The 13371-nt window shown below is 62.2% G+C and carries 13 protein-coding genes; 8 read left to right on the top strand and 5 right to left on the bottom strand.

Annotated elements, in window-relative coordinates; all coding sequences use genetic code 11:
* Positions 1–52 precede the first annotated feature (52 nt).
* Positions 53–1663 carry an ABC transporter substrate-binding protein gene (locus FJ953_RS12485; RefSeq protein WP_140624440.1) on the bottom strand — a complete coding sequence of 537 codons (1611 nt, stop codon included), beginning with the start codon at positions 1661–1663 and terminating at the stop codon, positions 53–55.
* 379 nt (positions 1664–2042) lie between these two features.
* Between FJ953_RS12485 and FJ953_RS12480 the strand changes: the two genes are divergently transcribed.
* Positions 2043–3230 carry a Xaa-Pro peptidase family protein gene (locus FJ953_RS12480; RefSeq protein WP_140624439.1) on the top strand — a complete coding sequence of 396 codons (1188 nt, stop codon included), beginning with the start codon at positions 2043–2045 and terminating at the stop codon, positions 3228–3230.
* A gap of 123 nt (positions 3231–3353) precedes the next feature.
* Here FJ953_RS12480 and FJ953_RS12475 read toward each other — a convergent pair whose 3' ends face one another.
* From FJ953_RS12475 to FJ953_RS12460, 4 genes are read right to left on the bottom strand one after another with little or no spacing between them, the layout of a single operon-like run.
* Complete coding sequence (locus FJ953_RS12475) at positions 3354–3827, bottom strand: hypothetical protein (RefSeq protein WP_140624438.1); 474 nt, start codon at positions 3825–3827, stop codon at positions 3354–3356.
* Between the two features lie 51 nt (positions 3828–3878).
* Positions 3879–4313: a cupin domain-containing protein gene (locus FJ953_RS12470; protein ID WP_140500417.1), complete on the bottom strand. Its 435-nt coding sequence runs from the start codon at positions 4311–4313 to the stop codon at positions 3879–3881.
* Positions 4314–4315: 2 nt separating this feature from the next.
* Positions 4316–5185, bottom strand: a complete 870-nt coding sequence (locus FJ953_RS12465) for a phosphoenolpyruvate hydrolase family protein (RefSeq protein ID WP_140565992.1) — start codon at positions 5183–5185, stop codon at positions 4316–4318.
* 10 nt (positions 5186–5195) lie between these two features.
* Positions 5196–6392: a Tm-1-like ATP-binding domain-containing protein gene (locus FJ953_RS12460; RefSeq protein ID WP_140624437.1), complete on the bottom strand. Its 1197-nt coding sequence runs from the start codon at positions 6390–6392 to the stop codon at positions 5196–5198.
* Between the two features lie 121 nt (positions 6393–6513).
* Between FJ953_RS12460 and FJ953_RS12455 the strand changes: the two genes are divergently transcribed.
* The 7 genes from FJ953_RS12455 (at position 6514) to FJ953_RS12425 (ending at position 13222) form a co-directional block, all read left to right on the top strand.
* Complete coding sequence (locus FJ953_RS12455) at positions 6514–7197, top strand: TetR/AcrR family transcriptional regulator (protein WP_140565998.1); 684 nt, start codon at positions 6514–6516, stop codon at positions 7195–7197.
* Positions 7198–7554: 357 nt separating this feature from the next.
* Positions 7555–8871, top strand: coding sequence for an ABC transporter substrate-binding protein (locus FJ953_RS12450; RefSeq protein WP_140500410.1), 1317 nt, complete (start codon positions 7555–7557; stop codon positions 8869–8871).
* A gap of 69 nt (positions 8872–8940) precedes the next feature.
* Positions 8941–9846: a sugar ABC transporter permease gene (locus tag FJ953_RS12445; RefSeq protein WP_140500408.1), complete on the top strand. Its 906-nt coding sequence runs from the start codon at positions 8941–8943 to the stop codon at positions 9844–9846.
* Between the two features lies 1 nt (position 9847).
* Complete coding sequence (locus tag FJ953_RS12440) at positions 9848–10807, top strand: carbohydrate ABC transporter permease (protein WP_140500406.1); 960 nt, start codon at positions 9848–9850, stop codon at positions 10805–10807.
* Positions 10804–11037 carry a hypothetical protein gene (locus FJ953_RS12435; protein WP_140500404.1) on the top strand — a complete coding sequence of 78 codons (234 nt, stop codon included), beginning with the start codon at positions 10804–10806 and terminating at the stop codon, positions 11035–11037. The genes FJ953_RS12440 and FJ953_RS12435 overlap by 4 nt, the downstream gene beginning before the upstream one ends.
* Positions 11034–12137, top strand: coding sequence for an ABC transporter ATP-binding protein (locus tag FJ953_RS12430; RefSeq protein ID WP_140500402.1), 1104 nt, complete (start codon positions 11034–11036; stop codon positions 12135–12137). The genes FJ953_RS12435 and FJ953_RS12430 overlap by 4 nt, the downstream gene beginning before the upstream one ends.
* Positions 12137–13222 (top strand): ABC transporter ATP-binding protein, encoded by a 1086-nt coding sequence (locus FJ953_RS12425; RefSeq protein WP_140513807.1) that lies wholly within the window; start codon positions 12137–12139, stop codon positions 13220–13222. The genes FJ953_RS12430 and FJ953_RS12425 overlap by 1 nt, the downstream gene beginning before the upstream one ends.
* The last annotated feature ends 149 nt before the right edge of the window (positions 13223–13371 follow it).

Here is a 13371-nt window from a genome sequence, read left to right as displayed (position 1 = left end):
GTAGAACTCAACGCCTACGATGCTTTCGCGAACGTTCATCCGCGAAATACTGTCACGATTCCAGATAGGTGTCCGCCCAGTTCGACACCGCCCAGCGCGGGTTGTTGGCGATGTTGCCCACCGTGTCGCGGGCGACGCTGATGAAGCTCCATTCGGCGACGTTGATCAGCGGCAGGTCGGCGGCCACCTCTTTCTGGAACTCCTTGTAAAGATTGGTGCGGGCCGATGTATCGAGCGTCTCGGACGCCTTGGCGATGAGCGCGTCCAGCGCATCGTTCTTGTAGCCGCCCTGGTTGGAGAACGGCACGCCGTCCGGAATGCCGCTTTGCACCAGGATGGTGGTCGAGATCGCCGGGTCGCCGCGGAACACCGGCGGGCCGACGGCGAGGTCGAAAGCGTGGTCGGTGTAGACGGCCTTGATATGCGCGGCGGAATCGTTGTTGACGAGCTGGGCGTCGATGCCGATCGCGGCGAGCGCCTGGCGCAGATAGTCGCCGAACTGCTTGGTTTCGTTGAAATAGGGAGCCGGCAACAGTTTCAGCGAAAAGCGCTTGCCGTCGGCGCCCTTCTTGTAACCCGCCTCGTCGAGCAGCGCATTGGCCTTGGCGACGTCGAAGGCATAGGTCGGGACGTCGGCGGTATAGAACTGCGGGTCGTTCTTCGGCACCGGGCCGGTGGCGGTGGCGGCATAGCCGAGGAACACCGTCTTGACGACGAAATCCTTGTCGATGGCATGCGCGATCGCCTGGCGCACCTTCAGGTCGGCGAGCTCCTTGCGACGATGATTGATCTCGACGACGAGCTGGTAGGTCAGTCCCTCATAGCCCTTGGTGATCACCTTCAGGCCCGGCACTTTCGAGATGCGGTCAAGATCGGCCAGCGGCACGGCGGAGAAGGCGGCGAGCTGGATCTCTCCTGCTTCCAGCGCGCTCGCCGCCGAAGTGCGGTCGGGCAGCACCTGGTAGATGATCTCGTCGAGATAGGGTTCGTCCTTGCCCCAATAATCCGTGTTCTTCGTCAGCCGGTAGTATTGGCCGGCCTTGTATTCGGCGAACTTGAACGGACCGGTGCCGATGGGCGCGTTGTTGGCCGGATTGTCCTCGATCTTGCCGACTTCGTAGATGTGCTTCGGCACCACGCTGCTCAGCGCCGGCAGAGCGTTGCGGATCAGCTGGAAGGGCGTGGGCTTGGCGAATTTGAACACGGCGGTCAATTCATCAGGGATATCTACCGAGGCAAGATCCTTGAACACGGTGCGGCCGAGATTCTGCAGCGGCTTCCAGATCTGCAGCGCCGAGAAGGCGACGTCGGCCGAGGTAAACGGCTTGCCGTCATGCCATTTGACCCCTTCGCGCAGTTTGAAGGTCGCCGACAGCCCGTCGGCGGCGCCTTCCCAACTGACCGCCAGGCGTGGTGCAAGCCCGTCCTTGCCATCGAAGGAGGCTTCGGCCAGCGTTTCGACGATCTTGCTGGAGATGAAGAAGACGCCGTTGGAGGCGACGATGGCCGGGTTGAGGTTGCGCGGCTCGGAATCGGCGGCGAGCACCAGGCGGCCACCCTTCTTCGGCGTCTGCGCCGAGCTCAAGGTCGGCATCGCGGTGGAGGCCAGAAGCATGGCAGAGCCCGCAAGCACCGTGCGGCGTGAAATCCTGAACTCCGGCATCATCCTATTCCCCCTCTATCTCATATCTTGCACGGAGGCCTTTCGGGCGTTTCCATGCACGTTTGATTATGGGCCTTGCCGTGGCTTTCGCCAGAGACGGAATTGGCGCATCGTGGCGTGGCTTTGAAATTTTTGTTCGCTGGACCAGTTACGGGAGAGTGGTCGATAAACCTGACCTGGTAAGACCAGGTCATCCGATGCACCTCACATTATCGGCACCGGCGACGGCCATCCAGCTGGGCGAGCCTGTTTCTGGCTGGACCAGATGGGCGAAAATGGTGCAGATTTGACCCGAAGTCGGAAGACCTATCGGGATCGGGCAGCCGGCGGTCCAGCCGATCCGCGCGGACATTCAGGCGGACATTCAGGGAGAGAGACAATGAACATAGCTCCGGGGAAGAGTGCCGTCGGCGACATCCCATTCGACCACGCCAGGGTCGATGGCCTGATGGAAGAGGCCGATATCGACGTCCTGCTCGCGACCTCCAAGCACAACACCCAATATCTGCTCGGCGGCTACAAGTTCATCTTCTTCGCCGCCATGGATGCGATCGGCCACAGCCGGTACCTGCCGATCGTGATCTACGAAAAAGGCGGACCGGACCACGCCGCCTATATCGGCAACCGCATGGAGGGTGGCGAACACCAGAACCACCCGTTCTGGACGCCGACGCTGCATGCCGCCTGCTGGGGCACGCTCGATGCCGCCAATCTCGCCGTCGAGCATGTGCGCAAGATCGGCAAGGGCGACGCTCGCATCGGCATCGAGCCGGGTTTCCTGCCGTCGGACGCCTATGCCCTGATCCGCAAAGCGCTCCCCGACGCCAAGCTGGTCGATGCCACCGGCATGCTGGAGCGCATGCGCGCCATCAAGACCGAGGCCGAGCTGGAGAAACTGCGGATCGCCTCCGAACTGATCACCGATTCCATGCTGGCCACCATCCAATGGGCGCGCGAAGGCACGACCAAGAGCGAGATGATCGAACAGCTTCGCCGCGAGGAGACCAATCGCGGCGCGCATTTCGAATATTGCCTGCTGACGCTGGGCTCCAGCCACAACCGCGCGGCCTCGCCGCAGGCGTGGAAAAAGGGTGAAGTGCTGTCGATCGATTCCGGCGGCAATTATCATGGCTATATCGGCGACCTCTGCCGCATGGGGGTTCTCGGAGACCCGGATGCCGAGTTGGAGGACCTGCTGGCCGAAGTCGAGGCGGTGCAGCAGGCAGCGTTCTCGAAGGTGAAGGCGGGCACGCTCGGCGGCGACATGATTTCCCATGCCGAAGGCGTGCTGAAAAAATCCAAGGTCGCGCCCTACACGGATTTCTTCGCTCACGGCATGGGGCTGATCACGCATGAGGCGCCGTTCCTGATGACCAACCATCCGGTGACCTATGAAGGCACCTATGCGGGCAAGCCGCTGGAGAGGAACATGGTGCTATCGGTGGAGACGACCATGCTTCACCCGACGCGCGGCTTCATCAAGCTGGAGGATACGGTGGCGGTTACCGATACCGGCTATGTGATGTTCGGGGATCGGGGTCGGGCATGGAACCGGGGTGGCATGTAACCTGCCATATTACAAATGAGCGTGCCGGTCTCGATTGTCTCTAAAGCGCGTCGCGTCGAAACGAATTCATGCGCGGCGCTTTGCCGTTGCCGCTAAACAGAAGTCACTTTTGCGCGACATGCATTAAACCATTCCTGTGCAGACGACTTCCAATCTTCCGTCGATCGTCTGGGTGCAGCATATGGTAAGCCCCTCCGATGCGGAGACCACAGCGCAATCGGATGCAAACGTTGACGCCCACGGACTGCCGGACTTGGCGTTGCGATGGAACCAGGAGAGTTGGCTCTGAAGCCCGGCCATGATCATAAGCAGGGCATTGATGTCACGTTGATCCGGCGAGGGCGGTGTAAAAGCGATCTTGACCAGCGGATGCTTGTGGTCTTTGCAGTTGACCGTCCGTACCTGCTCGACCGTCTGGATCAAGCTCAGCGGCACGGGTATCCAGGATTCGCAGGACATATCGGTCGAAAAGAGAAGCGTTGACGGGTCGGCGTCGTTGGCCTTGACAATACCGCCAACCGTCATGGCCGGGTTGCCGTCCGGCAGGCTGCCCGTTGCGAGCTTTTCCACGAATTCCTGGGGACTGAAACGCGTCATCGCTTCTCTCTCAAGGAGGCATGCTGGACGATAGCATATCGGAAGGGCGCCTCAAAGTCGCGAGCGAGGGGAGTTCCCGGCCGGCAGCAACCTGAAATCCGGCAGTTCGCGCAATCCCAGTTCCGGCCCTGCCGGCGAATAGACGACGAACAGCTGCATCGGCCCGTCGCCGGTGTTGAGCGTCGAGTGGAAGCGGCTCTCCGGCACGTAAATGGTGCAGCCGGGGCCGACCTTCTCGACCACCGGATTGCCTTGCTCGTCCTCGACCATCTGCTCGCCATGGCCCGAAATGACAAAGATGATTTCCTCCGCGCCCGGATGGTTATGACGGGTATGGCCCTTGCCGGAGGGCAGGTCGACGACGCCGCCGGAAAAGCGGGTCGCGCCGTTCACTTCCGGAGCGACCGTCAGCGACAATTTTCCCCAGTCGAATCCGAAGGCGCTGACATCCTTCGGGTACACGAACACCTTGCTCTTGTCGGTCATTCTCATGATCCCTTCTTTTTCTTCGTGGTCGTCTTCAGGCCGCCAAGCGTGACGGCCTTGAAATCGGCGGTCTGCCGGGCGATCGCCGCTTCTGCCGGCAGCCGCTCCATCGAGCTCGCGCCATAGAAGCCGTGCAGCCCCTTGCAGCGTTCGAGGATATAGCGGGCGTCGTCCGGCATCGAGATCGGCCCGCCATGGCAAAGCAGGATGACATCCTTGCGCACCGAACGGGCCGCTTCGGCGATCGCGTCGATGACGACCACGCAGTCGTCGAGCGACTTGGCAGAGGTGGCGCCGATCGAGCCCCCCGTCGTCACGCCCATATGAGCCACGACGATATCGGCGCCGGCCCTGGTCATGGCGCGCGCCTCGTCCGGGTTGAAGACATAGGGCGTGGTCAGAAGATCGAGCTTGCGGGCTTCGGCGATCATGTCGACCTCGAGCCCAAAACCCATGCCTGTCTCCTCGAAGCTCTGTCGCATGCTGCCGTCGAACAGGCCGATGGTGGGGAAATTCTGCACCCCGGAAAAACCCATCGTCTTCAGCTCGGAGAGCAGCAGCGGCATGATGACGAACGGATCGGTGCCGTTGACACCAGCCAGCACCGGCGTCTTCCTGACCACCGGCAGCACCTCGTAGGCCATCTCCTTGACGATCTCATTGGCATTGCCATAGGCAAGCAGGCCGGCGGCCGAGCCGCGACCGGCCATGCGGTAGCGGCCGGAATTGTAGATGATGATGAGGTCGATGCCGCCGGCCTCTTCGGCCTTGGCCGACAGGCCGGTGCCAGCGCCGCCGCCGACGATTGGCACGCCCTTGTCGATCATCCCCCTGAATTTCTTCAGTATGTCCTTGCGCGGTATTGCCGGCATGTCTTGGATCTCACTGTCTGGCGATTTCGAGGAAAGCCGCGACCGCGGCCTTGGCGAATCGGGGATCATTGATGTGCAGCGGCAGGCGTGTCAGCCGGCGCGTCGCGTTCGGCTTAATCGTGCGCTCAATGGCTTCGAACAGGGCGGCATCGGCTTGCGGGTCGAAGAAGGCGCCGCCTTCGATGTCGAGCGCCGAGACGCCTTTCTCCGGGACAAGGAAATGCACGGGCCCCTTGCAGCGGGCGAGCCTTGTGCCGATCCACTCGCCGATCTTGCGGCATTCCTGCGCCGTCGTGCGCATCAGCGTGACGTTCGGGTTGTGCTCGTAGAACAGCCGCCCGCGATAAGGGTCCGGAATGGTCGCAGGCGCCCAGAAATTGACCATGTCGAGCGCGCCGACCGAGCCGACATAAGGCAGGCCGGTGCGGGCAACGGCACCGAAACGATCCTCCGTCGCCGGCAGCACGCCGCCGAACAGGAGATCGCAGACCTCAGTGGTGGTGATGTCGATGACGCCGGACAGCAAGCCGCTGTCGGCCAGTTTCTCCATGCTGCGGCCGCCGGTGCCGGTGGCGTGAAAGACCATGCAGTCATAGGTCGAACGGAGCTGATCCGCGATTGCCGTCACGCACGGCGTGGTGACGCCGAACATGGTGAGGCCGATCGACGGCTTGCCCTCGGGCGGCGGCGGCGGTCTGGCGGCCATGCCCGATATCGCCTGGGCCGCATTGTACAGAACGACACGCGAGAGCTGGTTCAGCCCGGCCATGTCGGTCACCGATGGCATCATGATGATGTCCGAGATGTCGACATAGGGCGCGGTGTCGCCGGAAGCGAGCGTCGAAACCATGATCTTGGGCAGGCCGAGCGGCAGCGTGCGCATGCCTGCGGTGACGATCGACGTGCCGCCGCCGCCGCCGATGCCGATCATGGCGGCAATGTCGTTTCGCGATTGGGCAAAGCGAGCGAAGGCGATGCCCATGGCGGCGACCGCAGCGCCGCGGTCGTCGCCGGCGAGCACCGCGTCTCGCCCGCCGGGATGGTGGCCTGCCACATCCCCAGCGGCAATGTCGACCGGCACGCTCGCGGCGCGCGTTCCGACGTCGACCCGGCAGACAGCGGCACCCGTGGCGGCGATCGCGTCGGCCAGGAAGGCGAGTTCCTCACCCTTGGTGTCCGCGGTGCCCACCACATAAATGCGCTTCATCGATGCCTCCCTCTGCCGGTCCAAGTCACCCAGAGGCTCAGTGCTCTACAGAGCGTCAACCTAGCCATTCCGAAAACGAGGAGGTCATTGCAATTTTTTGAGACGCGCGTATCATATTGGTATGGATGTCTCACGTCAACAAGCCGCAGCAAGCGACGACACCGCCGGGGGACCAGAGCGTGGACCCCGCGCGCGCACGAAACGGCTGATGCTGGAGACGGCGACGAGGCTGATGCAGGCAGGCGCAACACCTTCGGTCAGCGAGGTTGCCGAGGCGGCGCAGGTGTCCCGCGCCACCGCCTACCGGTATTTTCCGAGCCAGGCGGCACTGGTGCAGGCAGTGGTTAACGAGGGGCTCGGGCCGATCCTCACCTGGAAATCCACCTCTGCCGATGCCGAGCGCCGCGTTGCCGAGCTCTTCGACACGGCCATGCCGCGCATCGAGGCTTTCGAGGCGACCTTCAAGGCGGCATTGAAACTGTCGCTCGATCAGTGGGCGCGGCGCCAGGCCGGTACTTTGGGAAGCGAACCGGCCTTCAAGCGGGGCCACCGCGTCGAATTGCTCCAGGACGCGCTCGCTCCGCTCAAGGGCCGGCTGCCGCCGCGCGACCTCAAGCGGCTGGCGCAGGCGCTGTCGCTGATCTTCGGCGTCGAGGTGCTTATCGTGCTGAAGGACATCTGGGGACTGGACGGTCGCCGGACGATGTCCGTTGCCCAGTGGGCGGCGGTCGCCCTGGTGCGCGCGGCGATCGCGGAATCAGTCTCCGAAGCACAAGCGATCGAACCAACAAGGGTCACGAAATAGCAGGTATCTGGTTCTACCAGATTTGCATACTGGTTGCCGATATTAACCGCAATGCTGAAGCATGAACAAGGCCGATGTCTATCAATGAGTAGGAAAATTTAGGAAAAACAGGCAGATAAGGCTGGAATTCGAGACTTCGAGCTGTCACCATTGCTCAAGAAAGGGCTTGACGGAGCTTCAAAATTGGTAATACCAGATCAAAGGAGAAAAGCGGATCGAAAGTGAGGGCTGCGATCCATTTCCGGACGGGCGAGGAGGCTCCAAACCGGAAGGCGCGACCAAGGGAGGAACTACCAGGGCCGGCCCAGTTTGCCGGTTCGCTTGATACGGTAGAATGCGCACAAGGGAGGAAACATCATGCGCAAGATAGTGACCAGCTTGCTTGCTGGTATCGGCTTGACACTTGCCTGCGGAACATCCGTCTACGCCCAGGACAAATCGCTCACCATCTTCTGGGCGGAATGGGATCCTGCCAACTACCTCCAGGAACTCGGCAACGAGTACGAGAAGGAAACCGGCGTCAAGATCACGGTGGAGACCACGCCCTGGGCCGACTTCCAGACCAAGGCCTTCACCGAGTTCAACGCTCATGGCGATGCCTACGACCTGGTCGTCGGCGACTCGCAGTGGCTCGGCGCCGGCTCGACCGGTGGCCACTATGTCGACCTCACCGACTTCTTCAACAAGCACAAGCTCGGCGAGGTGATGGCGCCGGCGACGGTGAAGTACTACGCCGAATATCCTGGCAACAGCGGCAAGTACTGGGCCATCCCGCTCGAAGGCGACGCCGTCGGCTGGTCCTATCGCAAGGACTGGTTCGAGGATCCCAAGGAGAAGGAAGCCTTCAAGGCCAAATACGGCTACGACCTCGACGTGCCGAAGGATTTCAAGGCGCTGCGCGACATCGCCGAATTCTTCCACCGGCCGGACCAGAAGAGATACGGCATCGCCATCTACACCGACAATTCCTATGACGCGATGGCGATGGGCTTCGAGAACGCGCTGTTCTCCTATGGCGGCGAACTGGGTGACTATTCGACCTACAAGGTCGACGGTTTCATCAACTCCGACAAGGCTGTCGCCGCGCTCGACGCCTATAAGGAGCTTTACAAGTTCACGCCTCCGGGCTGGGCCAAGTCGTTCTTCGTCGAGGACAACCAGGCGATCACCGAAAACCTGGCCGCGATGAGCATGAACTACTTCGCGTTCTTCCCCTCGCTGATCAACGAGGCGTCGAACCCGAACGCCAAGAACACCGGCTTCTTCGCCAATCCTCCCGGGCCGAACGGCGACCAGTTCGCCGCACTCGGTGGCCAGGGCATCTCCGTCGTCTCCTACTCGCAGAAGCAGGACGAGGCGATGAAGTTCCTCGAATGGTTCATCAAGGACGAGACCCAGAAGAAGTGGGCGGCACTCGGCGGCTACACCTGCAGCGCAGCCGTGCTCAAGTCCGAAGAGTTCCAGAATGCGACGCCCTACAACAAGGCCTTCTACGAGACCATGTTCAAGGTGAAGGATTTCTGGGCGGTGCCGGAATATGCCGAACTGCTCCAGCAGCTCAACCAGCGCGTCTATCCCTACATGATCGGCGGCGAAGGCACCGCCAAGGAAACGCTCGACGCACTGGCCGCCGACTGGAACGCGACCTTCAAGAAATACGGCCGCGGCCAATAATCGTTCATGTCCCACGGAGGGGGCGCTCATGCCTCCTCCGTTTCTTTTTCTTCAAGCGGGAGCAGGGTCTTGGCGACCACGATGATCACCACGCTGGACAGATCTTCACGCGCGGCCGCGCGTGGCCTTAGCGATATTTCGATCCGCAATCTTTTCATCATCCCGACGATCCTGTTCCTGATCGTCTTCAACATCTTTCCGCTGATCTATTCGCTCGGCTATTCCTTCACCGATTTCCGCGCCTCGACCAACGCGCCGGCGAATTTCGTCGGGTTGCAGAACTACCGCGACCTGCTCAGCGACCCCTATGTCTGGTCCAACTTCGCCATCACCGCCAAATACGTGATCATCTCGGTCGCCGGACAGTTGCTGGTCGGCTTCGGCGTGGCGATGCTGCTCAACCGCGACATCCCGCTGAAGGGGCTGCTGACGACCCTGCTGCTGCTGCCGATGATGCTGTCGATGGCCGTCGTCGGCCTGTTCTGGAAACTGCTCTACGATCCGTCATGGGGCGTCATCAACTATGCGCTCGGGCTTGGCAATTTCGAGTGGCTGGCCGACCCCAAGATGGCACTCTACGCGGTGGCGCTGACCGACATCTGGATGTGGTCGCCCTTCGTCATGCTGCTGTCGCTGGCCGGCCTCTCGGCGGTGCCGAAGCACCTCTACGAAGCCGCCGCTATCGACCGCGCCGGTCCGTTCTACACCTTCTTCCGCATCACCTTGCCGCTGGTCGCGCCGATCCTCATGATCGCCGTCATCTTCCGCACCATGGAAGCGTTCAAGACCTTCGATCTGGCCTACATCCTGACCACCCAGCCGACGGCTGAACTGATCTCGATCCGGCTCTACAAGATGGCGTTCCAGGAATGGCAGACCGGGCGCTCCTGCGCGCTCGCCTACATCGTGCTGATCATGGTGCTGGCCATCACCAACATCTACGTCAAATATCTCAACAAAGTGAAGGAGCGCTGAGATGGCCGCCGTCCGCACTTCTTCCGAGATCGCCCTCAACCGCGTCGCAATCGTCGCCGTGCTGGTGGCGACAGTGATCTTCCTGGCGCCGATTTACTGGATCGCCTCGACGGCGTTCAAGCCGCGCAATCTTGCCACCACCATCCCGCCGACGGTCGTGTTCCAGCCGGAGATATCGCCCTTCGTGAAGCTGTTCACCAAGCGCTCGCAATTGCGCAGCCCGCCTTCGCCGGAAGAATATGCGGCGGCGCCCTGGTGGGAACGCGTCGTCTTCGACGGCGGCGAAAAGATCGTGCGCGACGGCAAGGGCCAGGTGCAATGGTCGGGCTATCCGAACCGTTTCATGAATTCGCTGATCGTCGCGATCACCTCGACGGTGCTGGCGGTCGGCATGGGTACGTTCACCGCCTATGGCTTCTCGCGCTTCAGGGTCAAAGGCGAGGCGGACCTTTTGTTCTTCATCCTGTCGACCCGCATGCTGCCGCCCGTGGTGGTGGCGATCCCGATGTTCCTGATGTACCGGGCGGTCGGCCTCAACGATTCCCATATCGGGCTGATCATCCTCTACACCGCCTTCAACCTGTCCTTCTCGGTTTGGCTGATGAAGGGTTTCATGGACGAGATCCCGAAGGAGTACGAGGAAGCGGCGCTCGTCGACGGCTATACGCGCATGGAAGCCTTCTTCAAGATCGTGCTGCCCGAAGCCGCCACCGGCATCGCCGCCACGGCCGTGTTCTGCTTCATCACGGCATGGAACGAATATGCCTTCGCGCTGATCATGACCAATCGCCGCGCCCAGACGGCACCGCCGTTCATCCCGAGCCAGGTCGGCTCCGGGCTGCCGGACTGGACGGTGATCGCCGCCGGCACTTTCCTGTTCCTGCTTCCTGTCGCCATCTTCACCTTCCTGCTTCGTAATCACCTGTTGCGCGGCATGTCCTTCGGAGCGATCCGCAAATGAGCTTTCGCGCCATCAACCAGAAATATCTGGAACCAGGCAGCCAGGTGCTGATGGTGCTCGGCATCATTGCGCTATGCCAGCCCTGGAGCTTGCTGCTGCACAGCTATGGGCTGACCATCATCCTGATCGGCCTGATCGGCTTCAACATCACCTCCAAGATCGCACCGCAAGAGGAAGCCGGAACCGGCCAGTCAGGCGATCCGCAGCGAAATCCGGGAGCGCAGCATTGACCCAGATCGAGCTTCGCGGCGTCCAGAAGTTCTTCGGCGCCGTCCAGGTCATCAAGGACCTCAACCTCAAGATCGAAGACAACGAGTTCATCGTGCTGCTCGGTCAGTCGGGCTGCGGCAAGACGACGACGCTGCGCGCCATTGCCGGGCTGGAGACGATCGACGAGGGCGACATCCTCATCGACGGCAAGCCCATCCAGCATCTGAAGGCCGCCGATCGCGACATCGCCATGGTCTTCCAGTCGTTCTCGCTGTACCCGCATATGAGCGTCTACGAGAACATCGCCTTTCCCTTGCGCGCCACGCGAAAGAGCAAGAGCGAAATCGACCAGGAAGTTCGCTCGGTCGCCAAGACGCTGCAAATCACGGACCTGCTCGGCAAGAAACCGTCGGCGCTGTCGGGCGGCGACATGCAGCGCGTGGCGATCGGCCGGGCACTGGTGCGGCGGCCGAAAGCGATGCTGATGGACGAGCCGATCGGCGCGCTCGACGCCAAGCTGCGCGAGGAGATGCGGGCCGAGATCAAGCGGCTGCACATCAAGCAAGGCTCGACCACCATCTACGTCACCCATGACCAGATCGAGGCGATGAGCCTCGCCGATCGCATCGTCATCATGCATGAGGGGGTTCTCCAGCAGGTCGGCTCCCCCGACGAGGTCTATTCGCACCCGGCCAACCTCTTCGTCGCGCAATTCGTCGGCAGTCCGGTGATGAACGTGGCCGACGCGGCGGTGGCCGAAAAAGCCTCGTCGGCCTCGGTGACGGTGGGCGATGCGCCAACCGGTTTCGAATTCCCGCGCGCGCTCCTGTCGAAGCTGAACGGCCATGCGGGCGGCCGGCTGGCACTCGGCATCAGGCCGGAAGGCGTCCTCATCAGCCGTGAGGCGGCGGAGGGCTTCATGGCGGTCGAGACGCAGATCGTCGAGCCGCTCGGCTCGTTCGACATCGTCGACCTGAAAGTCGGCTCCAAGATGCTGCGCGCCCGCACCAAGAGCGGCTTCATTTCAGGTCCCGGCGAGAGGGTGTTCGCCAGGATCGATCCGACACAGGCGCATTTCTTCGACGCGGCGAGCGGCAAGTCGCTCGGAGTGAGACTCTGATGGCCCATATCCAGCTCAAGAACATCTCCAAGACGTTCGGCAATCACACGGCCCTGACCGGGCTCGACCTCGACATCGCCGATGGCGAGTTCTTCGTCCTGCTCGGCGAGACGGGCGCGGGCAAGACAACGACGCTGCGGCTGATCGCCGGACTGGAAAAACCGAGCGAGGGCCAGGTCTTCATCGACGGGATCGACGTTGCCGACTGGGGCGCCGCCGAGCGCGACGTGGCGCTGGTGCTGCAGCAATATTCGCTCTACCCGCGCTATACGGTGCGCGAAAACCTCGAATTCCCGCTGAAGCCGAAGATCCGGCGGCTGCCCGACGCCGAAATCAAGGACCGCGTCGACCGCGCGGCGCGGACGCTCAGGATCGAGCATCTGCTCGACCGCAAGACCGACCGGCTGTCGGGCGGCGAGATGCAGCGCGTCTCGATCGGCCGGGCCATCGTGCGCAAGCCGCGCGTGTTCCTGATGGACGAGCCGCTGTCGGCGCTCGACGCCAAGCTGCGCGAGGCGCTGCGCACGGAACTGAAGAACCTGCAGATGCAGCTCGGCGCCACCTTCCTGTTCGTCACCCACGACCAGATCGAGGCGATGTCCATGGGCGACAAGGTGGGCGTGCTCAACCATGGCCGCATCGTCCAGACCGGCACGCCGCATGAGATCTACAACAATCCGCGCGACACCTATGTGGCGAGCTTCGTGGGCTCGCCGCCGATGAACCTCATCGACGGCAGGGTGGTCAACGATCGTGCGGTCATGGCGCCGCTGAATTTCGAATTGCCGCTTTCAGGGGGAGCCAAGGCGAGTGCGGCGACCGACGGTCGCCCGCTCGTCTTCGGCATCCGCCCCGAGGACGTCTATCTCGAGAGCGGTGCGCCGGTCGAGGCGCGCGTCCACGACGTCGAAAACCATGGCGTGGAAAAGATCCTGACGCTGCGCGTGGGCGAGACCACGCTGCGCGCCACGGTGCCGGCGCGGACCGATGTCGCGATCGAGCAGCCGGTGCGCTTTGCCTGGAATCCGGACAAGGTGGTGCTGTTCGACAAGGGCAGCGGCGTGAGTTTGCGGCACGCCGGATGAGGCGAATATCGCGAATGCGATGTTCCGGACAGCGCCCTAAACAAAAAGCCCGACTTGCGGCAGGGCAAGGAATCCGGGTTAACGGGTCCCTCCGGAGCCTTCGTCGGTGCGCTGTTGATGAAGCATTGAACGGAAAAACCCGCCTGTGC

This window comes from Mesorhizobium sp. B2-3-6, from assembly GCF_006442305.1.
Lineage (GTDB): Bacteria > Pseudomonadota > Alphaproteobacteria > Rhizobiales > Rhizobiaceae > Mesorhizobium.
Note: the sequence above shows the minus strand (reverse complement) of the source record. Positions and strands in the feature narration are given on the sequence as shown.